This is a genomic window from Janibacter sp. CX7, from assembly GCF_024362365.1.
Classification (GTDB): domain Bacteria; phylum Actinomycetota; class Actinomycetes; order Actinomycetales; family Dermatophilaceae; genus Janibacter.
On the sequence record NZ_CP101464.1, the window covers coordinates 1869475 to 1884893 of the forward strand.

At 72.5% G+C, this 15419-nt stretch carries 15 protein-coding genes; 4 read left to right on the forward strand and 11 right to left on the reverse strand.

Features of this window, described 5'->3' with window-relative positions:
• The first annotated feature begins 51 nt into the window (after positions 1 to 51).
• Together NMQ01_RS09105 and bfr are read left to right on the forward strand one after the other, a co-directional pair.
• A complete protein-coding gene (locus tag NMQ01_RS09105; protein WP_255183628.1) occupies positions 52 to 273 on the forward strand; it encodes a bacterioferritin-associated ferredoxin in 222 nt (73 codons plus the stop codon).
• On the forward strand, positions 260 to 748 hold the full coding sequence (bfr, locus tag NMQ01_RS09110; RefSeq protein ID WP_255183629.1) for a bacterioferritin: 489 nt from the start codon (positions 260 to 262) through the stop codon (positions 746 to 748). The genes NMQ01_RS09105 and bfr overlap by 14 nt, the downstream gene beginning before the upstream one ends.
• On the opposite strand, the gene NMQ01_RS09115 is transcribed toward bfr, so the two are convergent.
• The 11 genes from NMQ01_RS09115 to NMQ01_RS09165 form a co-directional block, all read right to left on the reverse strand.
• Positions 735 to 1364, reverse strand: a complete 630-nt coding sequence (locus tag NMQ01_RS09115) for a DNA-3-methyladenine glycosylase (protein ID WP_255183630.1) — start codon at positions 1362 to 1364, stop codon at positions 735 to 737. The two genes, bfr and NMQ01_RS09115, sit on opposite strands and share 14 nt — an antisense overlap.
• A gap of 1 nt (position 1365) precedes the next feature.
• On the reverse strand, positions 1366 to 2814 hold the full coding sequence (gene argH, locus NMQ01_RS09120) for an argininosuccinate lyase (RefSeq protein ID WP_255183631.1): 1449 nt from the start codon (positions 2812 to 2814) through the stop codon (positions 1366 to 1368).
• The gene (locus NMQ01_RS09125) at positions 2811 to 3323 is read right to left on the reverse strand and encodes an arginine repressor (protein ID WP_255183632.1); all 513 of its coding nucleotides are present in this window, start codon (positions 3321 to 3323) and stop codon (positions 2811 to 2813) included. Before NMQ01_RS09125 ends, argH begins: the two co-directional genes overlap by 4 nt.
• On the reverse strand, positions 3320 to 4258 hold the full coding sequence (gene argF / locus NMQ01_RS09130; RefSeq protein WP_255183633.1) for an ornithine carbamoyltransferase: 939 nt from the start codon (positions 4256 to 4258) through the stop codon (positions 3320 to 3322). Before argF ends, NMQ01_RS09125 begins: the two co-directional genes overlap by 4 nt.
• Positions 4255 to 5463, reverse strand: a complete 1209-nt coding sequence (locus NMQ01_RS09135; protein ID WP_255183634.1) for an acetylornithine transaminase — start codon at positions 5461 to 5463, stop codon at positions 4255 to 4257. The genes argF and NMQ01_RS09135 overlap by 4 nt, the downstream gene beginning before the upstream one ends.
• Entirely contained in the window at positions 5460 to 6419 is a 960-nt protein-coding gene (gene argB, locus NMQ01_RS09140; RefSeq protein ID WP_255183635.1) for an acetylglutamate kinase, read from the reverse strand. Before argB ends, NMQ01_RS09135 begins: the two co-directional genes overlap by 4 nt.
• A 12-nt stretch (positions 6420 to 6431) precedes the next feature.
• Positions 6432 to 7583, reverse strand: coding sequence for a bifunctional glutamate N-acetyltransferase/amino-acid acetyltransferase ArgJ (argJ, locus tag NMQ01_RS09145; RefSeq protein ID WP_255183636.1), 1152 nt, complete (start codon positions 7581 to 7583; stop codon positions 6432 to 6434).
• Complete coding sequence (argC, locus tag NMQ01_RS09150) at positions 7580 to 8629, reverse strand: N-acetyl-gamma-glutamyl-phosphate reductase (RefSeq protein WP_255183637.1); 1050 nt, start codon at positions 8627 to 8629, stop codon at positions 7580 to 7582. Before argC ends, argJ begins: the two co-directional genes overlap by 4 nt.
• A gap of 84 nt (positions 8630 to 8713) precedes the next feature.
• Complete coding sequence (gene pheT, locus NMQ01_RS09155) at positions 8714 to 11227, reverse strand: phenylalanine--tRNA ligase subunit beta (protein WP_255183638.1); 2514 nt, start codon at positions 11225 to 11227, stop codon at positions 8714 to 8716.
• Complete coding sequence (gene pheS, locus NMQ01_RS09160) at positions 11227 to 12321, reverse strand: phenylalanine--tRNA ligase subunit alpha (RefSeq protein ID WP_255183639.1); 1095 nt, start codon at positions 12319 to 12321, stop codon at positions 11227 to 11229. The genes pheT and pheS overlap by 1 nt, the downstream gene beginning before the upstream one ends.
• Positions 12322 to 12345: 24 nt before the next feature.
• The gene (locus NMQ01_RS09165; protein ID WP_255183640.1) at positions 12346 to 13206 is read right to left on the reverse strand and encodes a hypothetical protein; all 861 of its coding nucleotides are present in this window, start codon (positions 13204 to 13206) and stop codon (positions 12346 to 12348) included.
• 102 nt (positions 13207 to 13308) lie between these two features.
• Between NMQ01_RS09165 and NMQ01_RS09170 the strand changes: the two genes are divergently transcribed.
• Positions 13309 to 13749 (forward strand): Fur family transcriptional regulator, encoded by a 441-nt coding sequence (locus NMQ01_RS09170; protein ID WP_255183641.1) that lies wholly within the window; start codon positions 13309 to 13311, stop codon positions 13747 to 13749.
• Between the two features lie 41 nt (positions 13750 to 13790).
• Positions 13791 to 15362, forward strand: a complete 1572-nt coding sequence (locus tag NMQ01_RS09175) for a catalase (RefSeq protein ID WP_255183642.1) — start codon at positions 13791 to 13793, stop codon at positions 15360 to 15362.
• Positions 15363 to 15419: the final 57 nt, after the last annotated feature.

Here is a 15419-nt window from a genome sequence, read left to right on the forward strand (position 1 = left end):
TTCGTCGGGCTAAGGTATGCCTCACCTCATGAAGACGAAGGGAGACCGGGCGTGATCGTCTGTCACTGTGCCGTGGTCGGCGAACGCCAGATCGCCGACGCCGCCGCCGCGGGTGCCACGACCCTCTCCCGGGTGTGCGCGAGCACCGGAGCCGGCCGCGATTGCGGCGCGTGTGTCTTCTCAGTACGGCGGATCCTCTGCGAGAGTGTCGGGAGCGAGGTCGACAACGGCCTCTTCCCATCTCCCGCGGAGGTAGACCGTGCAGCCAGCTGACCCCCGAGTCATCACGCTCCTCAACGACGCGCTCACCCTCGAGCTGACTGTCGTCAACACGTACTTCCTGCACGCCCGCATGCTCGACAACTGGGGCCTGCCCCGCCTGGGCAAGGTCTTCTACGACCTGTCCATCGGCGAGATGAAGGACGCGGACGAGCTCATCGAGCGGATCCTCATGTTCGACGGTCACCCCAACGTCCAGAAGCTCAACAACATCCAGATCGGCGAGGACGCCAAGGAGATGCTCGAGCTGGCCCTCGCCAGCGAGATCGTCGCCGTCAAGCAGTTCAACGCCGGGGCCAAGGAGTGCCACGAGCTCGGTGACCACGCGACCGCGGCGGTCTTCGAGGAGATGGCCCGCGACGAGGAGGGCCACGCCGACTGGTTCGAGGCGCAGCTCGACGCGATCGCCCGCGTCGGCCAGGAGAACTACCTCGCCCAGCAGGTCGACGTCGGGGTCAACCCCGCCTGACCCTCGGCCTGCCCGGGCGGTAGGCCGACACCGTCGGCTCACCGGCGATCGAGAAGCGCCACGGGTAGGCATCACCAGCGCCTCCCGGCCCCGACACCCCCACCCTCGGCCCCGTGCTCACGAGCGCGGGGTCGAGTGCGTGCTCCGGTGCCACGAGGGCGAAGGGAGCACCCCGGCCGACCACGCCGGCGCCGTTGTCCTCCCCCGTGAGCCCGAGCGCCTTCGTCAGTCGGCCCGGGCCCCGCGCCAGGTCGCGCTCCGAGGCGCCCGGCCGGCGGGACGATGCGACGTCGACGCCGTCGACGACCTCGCCGGCGCGCAGGAGCACCGCAGCGCACTCCCCCTTCGTCCCGACGACGACGTTGGCGCACCAGTGGACGCCGTAGGACCGGTAGACGTAGAGGTGGCCGGGCGGGCCGAACATCACCTCGGTGCGCGGGGTCGGGCCGCGGTAGCCGTGGGACCCGGGGTCGTTGCTCCCCCAGTAGGCCTCGACCTCGGTCAGGCGCAGGGTCACCTCGCCGACGACGAGGCACGCCCCGAGGAGCAGGGGCGCGACGGACAGGGGGTCGCCCGCCAGGTCGGACCTGACGAGGCGACGGCCCCCGGTCGTCACGTCAGCGGGCCTCGATGCGGCTGCCGGCGAAGGTCTCGAGCTCGTCGAGCACTGCCGCCGCGTTGTCGAGCTGCTCGCGCACCCGGGCCGGGGCGGTGCCGCCCTTGGCATCGCGCGAGGCGAGCGAGCCCTCGACCGAGAGCACCTCGCGCACTCCCGGCGTCAGGTGCTCGCTGATCCCGGTGAGGTCCTCGTCGGAGAGGTCCCACAGCTCGATGTCGCGCTCCTCGCAGACCCGCACGCAGGCCCCGGCGACCTCGTGGGCCACGCGGAAGGGCACGCCCTCGCGCACGAGCCACTCGGCGATGTCGGTCGCGAGCGAGAACCCCTGCGGCGCAAGGGAGGCCATCCGCTCGCCGTGATAGGTCATCGTCGCCATCATCCCGGAGAAGGCCGGCAGCAGGACCTCGAGCGTGTCGACGGCGTCGAAGACCGGCTCCTTGTCCTCCTGGAGGTCGCGGTTGTAGGCCAGCGGCAGCGCCTTGAGCGTCGTCATCAGACCGGCGAGGTCACCGACGAGACGACCGGCCTTGCCGCGGGCGAGCTCGGCGACATCGGGGTTCTTCTTCTGCGGCATGATGCTCGACCCGGTCGAGAAGGCGTCGTCGAGCGTCACGAAGGAGAACTCCTTCGTCGCCCAGAGGATGACCTCCTCGGCCAGGCGCGAGATGTCGACGGCGGTCATCGCGGCGACGAAGCAGAACTCCGCGACGAAGTCGCGCGAGGCCGTGCCGTCGATGGAGTTGTCGACCGCCCCGGCGAAGCCGAGGTCGGTGGCGACCGCCTCGGGGTCGAGCCCGAGCGAGGAGCCCGCGAGAGCGCCGGAGCCGTAGGGGCTGAGCGCGGTGCGCGCGTCCCAGTCGACGAAGCGCTGCACGTCGCGCAGCAACGGCCACACGTGCGCGAGCAGGTGGTGGCTCAGCAGGACCGGCTGGGCGTGCTGGAGGTGGGTGCGCCCGGGCATGGCGACGTCGATGTTGGCCCGCGCCTGGTCGAGGAGCGCCCGCGCCACGTCGAGGACGAGACCGGAGACGATCCGGGCGTGGTCGCGCAGGTACATGCGGAAGAGCGTGGCGACCTGGTCGTTGCGCGAGCGTCCGGCGCGCAGGCGCCCGCCGACGTCGGCACCCGCCCGCTCGATGAGCCCCCGCTCGAGTGCGGTGTGCACGTCCTCGTCGTCGAGCGCCGGCTCGAAGGCCCCACTGGTCACGTCGTCGGCGAGCCGTCGCAGGGCGTCGAGCATCGCGTCGAGCGTCGCGTCGTCGAGCAGGCCGGCGCCGTGGAGGACACGCGCGTGAGCGCGGGAGCCGGCGATGTCGTAGGGAGCCAGACGCCAGTCGAAGTGCGTCGACTTGCTCAGGGCGGCCAGCGCGTCGCTCGGCCCCCCGGCGAAGCGGCCACCCCACAGGCTCACCCGCTCACCGGTCGTCGCGGTCTCGTCCTGGGTCACGGTGCCTCCTGGCTGTCGGTGGTCTGGGCCAGGCCCAGCAGCTGTGCGGTGACGGCGGCACCCTCGTCGGGGCCACCGGTGATGATCATGATCGTGTCATCCCCCGCGATCGTCCCCAGCACTCCCGTGAGGCGTGCGTGGTCGATCGCCGAGGCGAGGTAGTTGGCGGCGCCGGGGGGCGTGCGCACGACGACGAGCTGGGCGCTCGCCCGAGCCGTGACGAGGAGCTCCTCGCACAGCCGGCGCAGCCGGTCGTCGTACTCCGCCGGGTCGACGGCCGCGCGCGGGGTGCGGTCACCCCCTTCGCCGGGGATGGCGTAGACGAGGTCACGGCCCACGCGGACCTTCTCGGCACGCAGCTCGAGCAGGTCGCGCGAGAGGGTCGCCTGGGTGATCTCGATCCCGTCGGCAGCGAGGAGCTCGAGGAGCTCGGGCTGGCTCCGCACGGCGTGCTCGCGCAGCAGCTCGACGATCCGCGCCTGCCGGCCGGGTCGGGTCGCGGCGATCATGACGAGGCGCGCAGCAGGAAGGTGAGCAGCGCCTTCTGCGCGTGCAGCCGGTTCTCCGCCTCGTCCCACACGACCGACTGCGGCCCGTCGATGACGTCGGCGGCGATCTCCAGACCCCGGTAGGCGGGCAGGCAGTGCAGGACGATCGCGTCGGCCGCGGCGTGGCCCAGCAGATCCGTCGTCACGGCGAAGGGGGCGAAGGGCGAGGTCTGCCCGGTGCGGTCCCCCTTCTGCTCCTCCATGCCCATCGACACCCAGGTGTCGGTCGCGACGACGTCGGCTCCCGTCACTGCGGCCGTGGGGTCGTCGGTGACGAGGACCGATCCACCCTGCTCGGCAGCGATCCGCGTGGCGCGGGCGAGGACGTCGGCCGAGGGCTGGTGGCTGGCCGGGGTCCCGATGCGCACGTGCATCCCGGCGAGGGAGCACGCGAGCAGGTAGGAGTGGGCCATGTTGTTGGCCCCGTCGCCGACGTAGGCGATGGTGCTGCCGGCCGTCGAGCCCTTGTGCTCGCGGATCGTCAGCAGGTCGGCGAGCAGCTGGCAGGGGTGGTAGTCGTCCGTCAGCGCGTTGACCACCGGCACGTCGACGTGGTCGGCCAGCTCCTGCAGCCGGTCCTGGCCGTGCGTGCGCCAGACGATGGCGCTCACCTGTCGCCCCACGACCCGGGCCACGTCGGCGATGGACTCGCGGGTGCCGATCTGGGCGAGGTTGCCGTCGACGACCATCGGGTAGCCGCCGAGCTCGGCGACACCCGTGGTGAAGGACAGCTGGGTGCGCAAGGTCGGCTTGTCGAAGATGATGGCCACGGCCTGCGGCCCCGCGAGCGGCTGCTCGGCGTGCCGGTCGGCCTTGAGCGCGGCCGCGAGGTCGAGGACCTGCGACTGCTCCTCGGCCGTGAGGTCGTCGTCGGCGAGCAGGTGTCGGACGGTCATGCGGACTCCTTGGCGGCCTCGTCGAGGATCCCCGGCAGGGCGTCGACGAAGCTCGTGAGCTGGTCGGTGGTGATGGTCAGCGGCGGCGCGAGACGCAGCGCGTCGGGCGCGACCGGGTTGATGATGAAGCCGTGACGGCGGGCCACGAGCGCCGCCGCAGGGGCGATCGGCTCGGTCAGCGCGATGGCACGGAGCAACCCGGCCCCGCGCACCCCGGCGACCAGCGGGTGCTCCAGCGCCGTGACCCGCTCGACGAGCAGCTCACCGGCGGTGACCGCGTGCTCGACCAGGCCCTCGGACTCGATGGTCGACAGCACGGCGAGGGCTGCGCTGCAGGCGAGCGGGTTGCCGCCGAAGGTCGAGCCGTGCTGGCCCGCGGTGAGCAGCCCGGTGGTCTCCGGCCCGAAGGTCACCAGGGCACCGATCGGCACTCCCCCGCCGAGACCCTTGGCGACGGTGATCGCGTCGGGCACGACGCCGTCGAGCTGGTGGGCGAACCACGCACCGGTGCGACCGACCCCGGTCTGGATCTCGTCGAGGACGAGCAGGACGCCGGCCTCGCGGGTGATCTGGCGGGCTGCGGCGAGATAGCCCTCCGGGGGCGTCACCACTCCGGCCTCGCCCTGGATGGGTTCGAGCAGGACCATCGCGGTGTCGGGGCCGACGGCGGCACGCAGCGCCTCGACGTCACCGGGCGCCACGTGCGTCACCCCGGGCAGGAGCGGTTCGAAGGGAGCACGGTATGCCTCCTTGTGGGTCAGGCTCACCGCTCCGGTGGTCCGGCCGTGGAAGGCGCCGCCGACGGCGACGATCCCCGTGCGGCCGGTGCGCCGGGAGAGCTTGATCGCCGTCTCCACGGCCTCGGATCCGCTGTTGCAGAAGAAGACGCCTGACCCCTGCGGCGCCTGCGCGACGCGCAGCAGCGCCTCGGCCGCCTCGATCTGCGCGGGGGTCGTGAAGAAGTTGCTCACGTGGACGAGCTCGCCGGCCTGCTTCGAGATCGCGGCGACGAGCTCGGGGTGACCGTGACCGAGCGCGTTGACCGCGATGCCGCCGAGGAGGTCGAGGTAGCGCGTGCCGTCGACGTCCCACACCCAGGCGCCCTCACCGCGGGTGAGGACGAGGCCGGGGAGGCCGAAGACGCCGATGTGGCTGGCGCGGTAGCGCTCGAGCAGGGCCTGGTGCTGCTCGCTGGGGGTGCTCATGAGGGGCTGCCCTCCCCTTCGTCGTCGGTGTCGGCGGGGTCCGGCAGGATCATCGTGCCGAAGCCCTCGGACGTGAAGAGCTCGAGGAGCATCGAGTGCGGCTGGCGGCCATCGACGACGTGAGCCTGGGGCACGCCGTGCTCCACGGCCCGGATGCACGCCTCGAGCTTGGGGATCATCCCGGAGTCGACGCGGGTCAGCAGGTCGCGCGCCCCGGACGCCGTGAGGTGAGACAGCAGCGAGTCGCGGTCGGGCCAGTCGGCGTAGACGCCGTCGACGTCGGTGAGGACGACGAGCTTGTGCGCCCGCAGGGCGACCGCCAGCGCCGCTGCCGCGGTGTCGGCGTTGACGTTGAGCACCTGCCCGTCGACGTCGAGGTCCGGGGCGATCGTCGAGACGACCGGGATGCGGCCGGCGTCGACGATGTCGAGGACCGCGGCGGGGTCGACGGACTCGACGTCGCCGACGAGCCCGATGTCGACCGGCTCACCGTTGACGACGATGCCCTTGCGGCGGCCGCCGAAGAGGCTCGCGTCCTCGCCGGAGAGGCCGACGGCGACGGGTCCGTGCTGGTTGAGCAGGCCCACGAGCTCGCGGCCGACCTGACCGGTGAGGACCATCCGCACCACGTCCATGACCTCGGGGGTGGTGACGCGCAGCCCGCCCTTGAACTCGCTCTCGAGGCCGAGCCGGTCGAGCATCGCCTGGATCTGCGGGCCGCCGCCGTGCACGACGACCGGCCGCAGCCCGGCGTAGCGCAGGAAGACGATGTCCTCGGCGAAGGCCGCCTTGAGCGCGTCGTCGGTCATCGCATTGCCGCCGTACTTGATGACGACGAGGGCGCCGCGGAAGCGCTCGAGCCAGGGCAGCGCCTCGACGAGGGTCGTCGCCTTGGCCTGGGCGACGCGCAGGGCGGCCGCGTCGATGGCGCCGCGCAGGGTGGACTCGGCAGTCATGCCGGCCTCCGATCAGGTGGAGTAGGCGGAGTTCTCGTGGACGTAGTCGTGGGTGAGGTCGTTGGTCCACACCGTGACCTCGTCGTCCCCCGCATGGAGGTCGACCTCGACGCGCACCTCGCGGGCCTCGAGGTCGACGAGGGTGCGGTCCTCGCCGACGCCACCGGCGCGGCAGACCTGCACGCCGTTGATCGAGACGTCGAGTTGGGCCGGCTCGAAGACCGCGCCCGTCGTGCCGACAGCGGCGAGCACCCGACCCCAGTTGGGGTCCTTGCCGAAGATCGCGCACTTGAAGAGGTTGTTGCGCGCGATGCTGCGCGCGACCTCGAGACCATCGGCCTCGCTCGCCGCGTGGTGCACGACGATCTCGATGTCGTGGGCGGCTCCCTCTGCGTCGCCGATGAGCTGGCGTGCCAGGTCGGCGCACACCTCGCGCAGCGCCTCGGCGAGGTCCTCGCGCGCGACGGTCGTGCCCGAGGCGCCCGAGGCCATCACAAGGACGGTGTCGTTGGTCGACATGCAGCCGTCGGAGTCGATCCGGTCGAAGGTGGTGCGGGTCGCCTCGCGCAGCGCGGCGTCGAGGTCGGCCGCACTCGTGACGGCATCGGTCGTCACGACGACGAGCATCGTGGCGAGGGCCGGGGCGAGCATGCCCGCCCCCTTCGCCATGCCGCCGACGCTCCAACCGTCACGCGTCGCCGCGGCGGTCTTGGGCACGGTGTCGGTCGTCATGATCGCCTCGGCGGCCGCCGCTCCCCCGTCCTCGTCGAGGACCGTCGCGGCGGCGGTGACGCCGGCGGTGAGCTTGTCCATCGGGAGCAGCTCGCCGATGAGGCCGGTGCTGCACACGACGACGTCGCCGGCGGAGACCCCGAGGGCCTCGGCCGTGTGCTCGGCGGTCGCGTGGGTGTCCTGGAAGCCCTGCGCGCCGGTGCAGGCATTGGCACCGCCCGAGTTGAGGATCACGGCATCGGCGCGCCCGTCGACGAGGGTCTGGCGCGACCAGGTGACCGGAGCGGCCTCCACGCGGTTGGTCGTGAAGACCGCGGCCGCGTGACGGTCGGGGCCGTCGTTGACGACGAGCGCCACGTCGGGGCGACCGCTCGGCTTGAGGCCGGCGGTCACGCCGGCGGCGCGAAATCCAGCAGGGGTCGTCGTGCTCACGGTGCCACTCCCGTCGTCGGCAGCCCCGTGGTCTCGGGCAGACCCAGGGCGAGGTTCATGGACTGCACGGCGGCGCCGGCCGTCCCCTTCGTCAGGTTGTCCTCCGCCGCGATGGCGACCACGCGGCCGCTGCGCTCGTCGAGGACGACCTGCACGTGCACGAGGTTGGAGCCCACGACGCTGCCGGTGTGCGGCCACTGCCCCTCGGGCAGCAGGTGGACGAAGGGCTCGTCGGCGTAGGCCTGCTCCCACGCGGCCCGGACCGTCGCGGCGGTGGCACCGGCAGCCGCCCGGGCGGTGACGGTGGCCAGGATCCCGCGCGGCATGGGCGCGAGCGTCGGGGTGAAGGAGACCGTGGCATCGCGGCCGGCGGCGCGGGCGAGGTTGCGCTCGATCTCCGGCGTGTGGCGGTGGACGCCACCGACGCCGTAGGGGCTCATGGCCCCCATGACCTCGGAGCCGATGAGGTGCGGCTTGGCGGAGCGGCCTGCGCCGGAGGTGCCGGAGGCGGCCACGACGACGACGTCGTCGGGCTCGACCACTCCGGCAGCCAGACCGGGCGCGAGGGCCAGGCTCGCCGCCGTCGGGTAGCACCCGGGGACGGCGATCCGCCGGGCGCCGACGAGGGCGTCGCGGTGCTTCGTGCCGTCGGCCCGGACGAGCTCCGGCAGGCCGTAGGGCCACGTCCCGGCGAAGGGGGTGTCGTAGTAGTCGTCCCAGTCACCGGCGTCGTCGAGCCGGAAGTCCGCCCCGCAGTCGACGACGGTCACGTCGTCGGGCAGCTGCTCGGCGATGGCGGCGGAGTGTCCGTGCGGCAGCGCGAGGAAGACGACGTCGTGCCCGGCGAGGGTCTGCGCGTCGGTCGGCTCGAGGACCCGGTCGGCGAGGGCCTGCAGGTGGGGCGCGAGGTCACCGAAGCGGGTGCCCGCGTTGCCCGACGCGGTGAGTGCGCCGATCTCGACGTCTGGGTGGCCGAGCAGGAGCCGAGCGATCTCGGCTCCTGCGTAGCCGCTGGCTCCGGCGATGGCTGCTTTGATCACCTGCATGACCATACGCAGATGCGAAGTTTCATGCAAACCCGTCCCGCGAGGATTCTCGGGTCACCCGAGCGTCCCCCCGGGATGCACGACTCAGCGCTGCTGGGCACCCGTCGCCGAGGCCGCCGACGCGACGGCCTTGTCCCGCAGGGCGCTGACCTCGTCGGTTGTGAGGGTGCGGTCGGCGCGGAAGGTCAGCCGGTAGGCCAGCGACTTGCGCCCCTCCCCCACCTGGTCGCCACGGAAGACGTCGAAGAGCGTCAGCGACTCGAGGTCGTCGCCCGCGCTCGAACGCAGGGCCGCGGCAACGGCGGCCGCAGGGACCCCCTCGTCGACGACGAGCGCGACGTCGGTGTTGGCCGGGGGCTGGGTCGACAGCTGCGCCGGGGTCACCGGGTCACCGGCGGCCGCGATGATCGCGTCAAGGTCGAGCTCGGCGGCGACGGTGCGCTCGGGCAGCTCCAGGGCCGTGCAGACCTTCGGGTGCAGCTCACCCGCGTGCCCGACGACCGAGCCATCGGCCAGGGTCACCGCGACGCACCGCCCGGGGTGGAAGGGCTCGCGCTGCGCCGCCTCGACCTGCAGGTCGAGACCGAGCGCGGCACCCACCGCGAGCGACCAGCCGACGACATCGCTCGCGCCGACGGCACGCGCGGGACCGTGCGGGCCGGCGGGCACGGCGGCGCCCGCCGCCGCGATCGCGACGTGGCGCGGCTGGGCCGGGACCCCGGTCGTGATCCGCTCGAGGTCCTCGGTCGAGGGCAGTGCCCCACCCGGGGGCACCGGCAGCGGGGTGATCCCGCCCGCCGTCACGAGGCCGATCTCGTAGAGCGCGGCATCGCGGTGCCCGCGGGAGACGTTGCGCCGCAGGGTGTCGAGCAGGGTGTCGAGGATCGAGGTGCGCATGAGCGGCGCCTCGTCCTGCAGCGGGTTGGCCAGGCGCACCGTCGTGCGGCGCGCGTCGTCGGCCGGGTAGCCGAGTGCGTCGAAGCGCCCCTCGGACGTGAAGGGGTAGGACAGCACCTCGACGAGCCCGGTCGCGGCGAGCGTGCGGGCGACCGTGCGGCGGTCCCGCTGCCCCTTGGTCAGACCACGTCCGGCGCTGGCCCGCGGCACGACCGACGGGATCTGGTCGTAGCCGCGCACCCGGGCGACCTCCTCGACGAGGTCGGGACCGTCGGCGAGGTCGGGGCGCCAGGTGGGCGGCGTGACGAGGAGGGACTCCCCTTCGTCCGCCACGGCGCAGCCGATCGCGGTGAGGGTCGCGACGACCTCCTCACGGGGGTAGTCGAGGCCGATGTAGCGGCTAGGCAGGGTCGGGTCGAAGGGGATGGCCGCCGGCGGTGCCGGAGTGCCCACGTCGGTCGCGGTGTCGTCGGCCGTGCCCCCACCGTGCTCGACGAGCAGGTCGACGGCGAGCTGCGCGGCCGCGGCCGTGACCGCGGGATCGACGCCCCGCTCGAAGCGCTTGGACGCCTCGGTCGTCAGGCGGTGACGTCGCGCCGAGCGCGCCACGCTCACGGCGTCGAAGTGCGCGGCCTCGACGAGGACGTCGGTCGTCGCGTCGTCGACCTCGCTCGAAGCGCCACCCATGACGCCCGCGATGGCCAGGGGCGTCGTGCCGCCGTCGGTGATGAGCAGGTCCTCGGGGACGAGCTCGCGCTCGACGTCGTCGAGGGTCGTGAGGCGCTCGCCGGCACGGGCGCGCCGCACCTCGATGGCCCCGTCGAGCTTGGCGAGGTCGTAGGCGTGCAGCGGCTGGCCGAGCAGCATCATCACGTAGTTGGTGACGTCGACGGCGAGCGAGATCGGCCGCATGCCGACCTCGGTGAGCCGGCGGCGCATCCACTCGGGCGACTCTGCGGTCGCGTCGATGCCGCGCACGACCCGGGCGACGAAGCGGTCGCAGCCGGGCACACCGTCGACCGGCGCGTCGTCGACGAGGCGCACCTCGTGCCCGGGGCCGGTCGCGGTCGCGACGGTCAGGTCCGCCGGGTCGACGAAGGGGGTGCCCTCCGACAGGGCGTACTCGCGGGCGATGCCGCGCATGGAGAAGCAGTAGCCGCGGTCCGGGGTGACGTTGACCTCGACCGTCTCGGCGTCGAGGCCGAGCACGGGGATGAGGTCGTCGCCGGGCGCGAGGGCACCGACGACGTCGGCCGGCAGCTGCTCGGTGAGCACGATGATGCCGTCGTGGTCCTCGCCGAGGCCCAGCTCCATCGCGGAGCAGATCATGCCGGCGCTCACGTGGCCGTAGGTCTTGCGCGCCGAGATCTCGAAGTTCCCCGGCAGCACGCCGCCGGGCAGGATCACCGCGACGAGGTCGCCCACGTCGAAGTTGTGCGCACCGCACACGATGCCCTGCGGCTCGCCGGTGCCGTTGGCGGCACCCACGTCGACCTGGCACCAGTTGATCGTCTTGCCGTTCTTCTGCTCCTCGGGGGTGCGCTCGAGCACCTTGCCGACGACGAGAGGACCGGTCACCTCGCCACCGAGGATGTCCTCCTCCTCGAGGCCGACGCGCACGAGCGTGGCGGCGACGTCCGCCCCCTTCGCCCCCGGCTCGACCTCGGTCAGCTCACGCAGCCACTCGATCGGGGCCCGCATCAGATCTCCATCCCGAACGCCGCCGAGAAGCGGACGTCTCCCTCGATGATGTCGCGCATGTCGGCGACGCCGTGGCGCAGCATGAGCGAGCGCTCGATGCCCAGGCCGAAGGCGAAGCCGGTGTACTCGTCGGGGTCGATCCCGGCGGCCGCGAGCACGCGACGGTTGACCATGCCGGAGCCACCGAGCTCGATCCAGCCGGTGCCGCCGCACGTGCGGCAGGCCGAGTCCTCGCCGCGGCAGACCCAGCAGCGGCAGTCGATCTCGGCACTCGGCTCGGTGAAGGGGAAGTAGTTCGGACGCAGCCGCGTGACGACGCCCTCGCCGAAGAGACCCTGGACGAAGGCGTCGAGCGCCCCGCGCAGGTGCGCCATGGTGATGCCCTTGTCGACGACCAGACCCTCGAACTGGTGGAAGACCGGCGTGTGCGTCGCGTCGAGGTCGTCGGTGCGGAAGACCTTGCCCGGGCAGAGCACGTAGATCGGCGGCTCGCGGTCGAGCATGGTGCGAATCTGCACCGGCGAGGTGTGCGTGCGCAGCACGACGCCGGCGTCGGCCGGCTCGACGAAGAAGGTGTCCTGCTCACCGCGGGCCGGGTGGTCCGGACCGATGTTGAGCGCGTCGAAGGTCAGCCACTCGGACTCGATCTCGGGACCCTCGGCGATCTCCCAGCCCATGCCGACGAAGATGTCCTCGACGCGCTCGGTGACCAGGCTGATCGGGTGCCGGGCGCCGAGCCGCTGGTACGGGCTCGGCACCGTGAGGTCGAGGGTCTCCTCGACGAGGATCCGCTCGTCGCGCTCGGCCTCGAGCTCGGCCTGGCGGGCGGCGAAGGCCTGCCCCACTCGGCCACGGGCCTGGCCGACGCGCTTGCCGGCCTCGGCCTTGGCGCTCGGCGGCAGCGCACCGATCTCGCGGTTGGCGAGGGCGAGCGGGCTCTTGTCGCCCTGGTGCGCCCCCCGGATCCGCTTGAGCTCGTCGAGGGTCGTGGCGCCCGCCGCGGCGTCGAGCGCGGCCTGGACGGCCTCGTCGATCACCTGCGGGTCGAGCGCGGCGACCTCGACCGGGTCGTAGTTGGTGTTGGGTCCTGACACGAGGCCCGAGTCTACGGGCCCGGCTCAGTCCAGATCGTGCACGGTCAGGTACTCCCGGGGCTCGAGCCGCCCGAGCAGCAGGTTCATCACCGGCCGGGGTCCGCGGCGGTGCTGCCGGTAGGGTCCGGCGGCCGACTCGTAGAGCTGGAGCAGGCGCCCGTCGACGATGACCGAGCCCTCCGCCATGGGAGGCAGCAGCCAGTCGCGACCCGTCGCGGGGGTCCACCCACCGTCCCGGGCCAGGTCGGCGGCGTCGACCCGCGTGAGCACCGACGGCGCGGTGCGCCCCCAGCTGCGGGAGAACCACACCGCCCGGTCGTCGTCGAAGGCCAGGCCCTGGGTGCGCGGCGGCACGACGAGCTCCTCCCCCGTCGGCTCCGGCCGGCCGTCGGCCGTGATCCGGTAGCGGTGCGCCCGGCCGGGTCCGTCGACGACGAAGCGGGCGACCCACAGCCCGCCGTCGTGGGCGGTGACCGTCGAGCTCGCCCGCACGCGCACCGTGGCGACGGGTTCGCTCAGTCCCCCGCGCAGACACTCGGTCTCGTGCACCTGCAGCCGTCCGGCACCGCTGACATAGGTCCACCGGTCGAGGACCGCGACCCCGCCGTAGTGGTCGAGGCCGGTCAGGCCCACCCTGGCGGTCACCTCGCCCTCCGCGTCGGCGATGACGAGCAGCCCACGGCGGGAGTCGCGCACGTCGTAGAAGGTGTAGACGAGCTCGTCCCGCTCCGGGTCGTGACCCAGCCCCTGCGGCACCTCGGCCCCACCCGGGACGAAGGGGATGACCGGTCCGTCCTCGAGGTCAGCCCGCGACACACCCCTCGTGCGCCAGCGGCTCCACGGGCGTCGGCCGCGCCACCGCTGCACGGTCTGCCAGATCCTCATGCCCGGCACCCTACGGCGGGTGCCGGGGACCCCCTTCGTCCCCCCGCCGGCGGCACCGTCCTTTTCTTGACTCATTCAAGTTCTGGTGGGACTCTGGTGGCGATGAGCACGATGATCGACACCGACGCCGCGGCGGACCTGCTGCGGGAGCACTCGCTGCGCGTCACGGCCCCCCGGGTGGCCGTGCTGCGCGAGCTCTCGGCGCACCCGCACGCCGATGTCGACACGATCACCCGCGCCACCCGCGAACGCCTGGGCTCGGTGAGCACCCAGGCCGTCTACGACATCCTCGGGGCGCTCGCCGCCCAGGGCATGGTGCGCAAGTTCGAGCCGGCCGGCCACCCCGCCCGCTACGAGCTCGAGCTCGGCGACAACCACCACCACCTCGTCTGCCGCACCTGCGGCACGATGCTCGACGTCGAGTGCGCACCGGGCGCCGCCCCCTGCCTCGACGCGGCCGACGACCACGGCTTCGCCATCGACGAGGCCGAGGTCATCTACTGGGGCACCTGCCCCGCCTGCGCGGAGGCCGCGACCCACTGATCAGCACTGCACCCCACCCCGAAGAGAAAGAGGAGCAGCAGATGTCATCCACCCCCGAGACCCCGGCCCCGCGCTCGGACGCGCGCGGCACCCTCGACACGTCCGGCCCGTCGACTCAGGTCAACGGCGCCCCGACCGTCAGCGACCGCAACAGCCTCTCCGTCGGCAGCAACGGCCCCCTGCTGCTCCACGACACGCACCTCGTGGACACGCTCGCCCACTTCAACCGGGAGAACATCCCCGAGCGCAAGCCGCACGCCAAGGGCTCCGGTGCCTTCGGCCACTTCGAGACGACCGCCGACGTGTCGCAGTACACCAAGGCCGCGGTCTTCCAGCAGGGCACGACCACCCGGATGCTCGCTCGCTTCTCCACCGTCGCCGGCGAGCTCGGCTCCCCCGACACCTGGCGTGACGTGCGCGGCTTCGCGCTGCGCTTCTACACGAGCGAGGGCAACTTCGACCTCGTCGGCAACAACACCCCGATCTTCTTCCTGCGCGACCCGCTGAAGTTCCCCCACTTCATCCGCAGCCAGAAGCGCCTGCCCGACTCGGGCCTGCGCGACAACACGATGCAGTGGGACTTCTGGACCAACAACCCGGAGTCGGCCCACCAGGTCACCTACCTCATGGGTGACCGCGGCCTGCCCCGCTCGTGGCGCCACATGAACGGCTACGGCAGCCACACCTACATGTGGGTCAACGCCTCCGGCGAGAAGTTCTGGGTCAAGTACCACTTCCACACCCAGCAGGGCGTCGAGGGCCTGACCAACGACGCGGCGGGACGTCTCGCCGGCGAGGACGCGGAGTTCCACCGTCGCGACCTCTTCGACGCCATCGCCCGCGGCGACCACCCGCAGTGGAAGCTGTCGGTCCAGGTCATGCCCTACGAGGACGCCAAGACCTACCGCTTCAACCCCTTCGACCTGACGAAGACCTGGTCGCACGAGGACTACCCGCTCATCGAGGTCGGCACGATGACCCTCGACGAGAACCCGGTCAACTTCTTCGCGCAGATCGACCAGGCCGCCTTCGCCCCGAGCAACACGGTGCCGGGGATCGGCTTCTCGCCCGACAAGATGCTGCTCGGCCGGGTCTTCGCCTACGCCGACGCCCACCGCGCCCGGATCGGCCCGAACTTCCACCAGCTGCCGGTCAACCGCCCGGCCGTGGCCCAGGAGAACCACTTCACCTTCGACGGGCCGATGCGCTACGAGCACTCCGGTGACGCCCCCGTCTACCAGCCCAACAGCTTCGGCCGGCCGCACGCCGACGAGCAGGGCCCGGTCGACGACGGGTGGGAGGCCGACGGCGAGATCGTCCGCTCCGCCTACGAGCTGCACGCCGAGGACGACGACTTCGGCCAGGCAGGCACGCTCGTGCGTGAGGTCTTCGACGACGCGCAGCGCGACCGTCTCGTCGACACCGTCGTCGGCGCCCTCTCAGGGGTGGTCGAGCCGGTGCTCTCGCAGGCCCTGCAGTACTGGAGCAACATCGACGGCGACGTCGGCTCCCGCATCGCCGAGGGGGTCAAGGCCGCCGCGGAGTCGCCGACCGACCCGGGCGAGATCCTGCGCGGGCAGGAGACCAACGCCCGCTCCGGCGCCAACGCCTGACCGCATCGGCACAACGAAGGGCGCCGCTCCCCTCACGGGGGGCGGCGCCCTTCGTCA

What these genes read in the sequence shown, in the direction of transcription:
- NMQ01_RS09125 (WP_255183632.1), bottom strand. Translation starts at nt 3,323, where the DNA reads ATGATCGCCGCGACCCGACCCGGCCGGCAGGCGCGGATCGTCGAGCTG.
- argF (WP_255183633.1), bottom strand. Translation starts at nt 4,258, where the DNA reads ATGACCGTCCGACACCTGCTCGCCGACGACGACCTCACGGCCGAGGAG.
- NMQ01_RS09135 (WP_255183634.1), bottom strand. Translation starts at nt 5,463, where the DNA reads ATGAGCACCCCCAGCGAGCAGCACCAGGCCCTGCTCGAGCGCTACCGC.
- argB (WP_255183635.1), bottom strand. Translation starts at nt 6,419, where the DNA reads ATGACTGCCGAGTCCACCCTGCGCGGCGCCATCGACGCGGCCGCCCTG.
- argC (WP_255183637.1), bottom strand. Translation starts at nt 8,629, where the DNA reads ATGCAGGTGATCAAAGCAGCCATCGCCGGAGCCAGCGGCTACGCAGGA.
- pheT (WP_255183638.1), bottom strand. Translation starts at nt 11,227, where the DNA reads ATGCGGGCCCCGATCGAGTGGCTGCGTGAGCTGACCGAGGTCGAGCCG.
- NMQ01_RS09165 (WP_255183640.1), bottom strand. Translation starts at nt 13,206, where the DNA reads ATGAGGATCTGGCAGACCGTGCAGCGGTGGCGCGGCCGACGCCCGTGG.
- NMQ01_RS09170 (WP_255183641.1), top strand. Translation starts at nt 13,309, where the DNA reads ATGAGCACGATGATCGACACCGACGCCGCGGCGGACCTGCTGCGGGAG.
- NMQ01_RS09175 (WP_255183642.1), top strand. Translation starts at nt 13,791, where the DNA reads ATGTCATCCACCCCCGAGACCCCGGCCCCGCGCTCGGACGCGCGCGGC.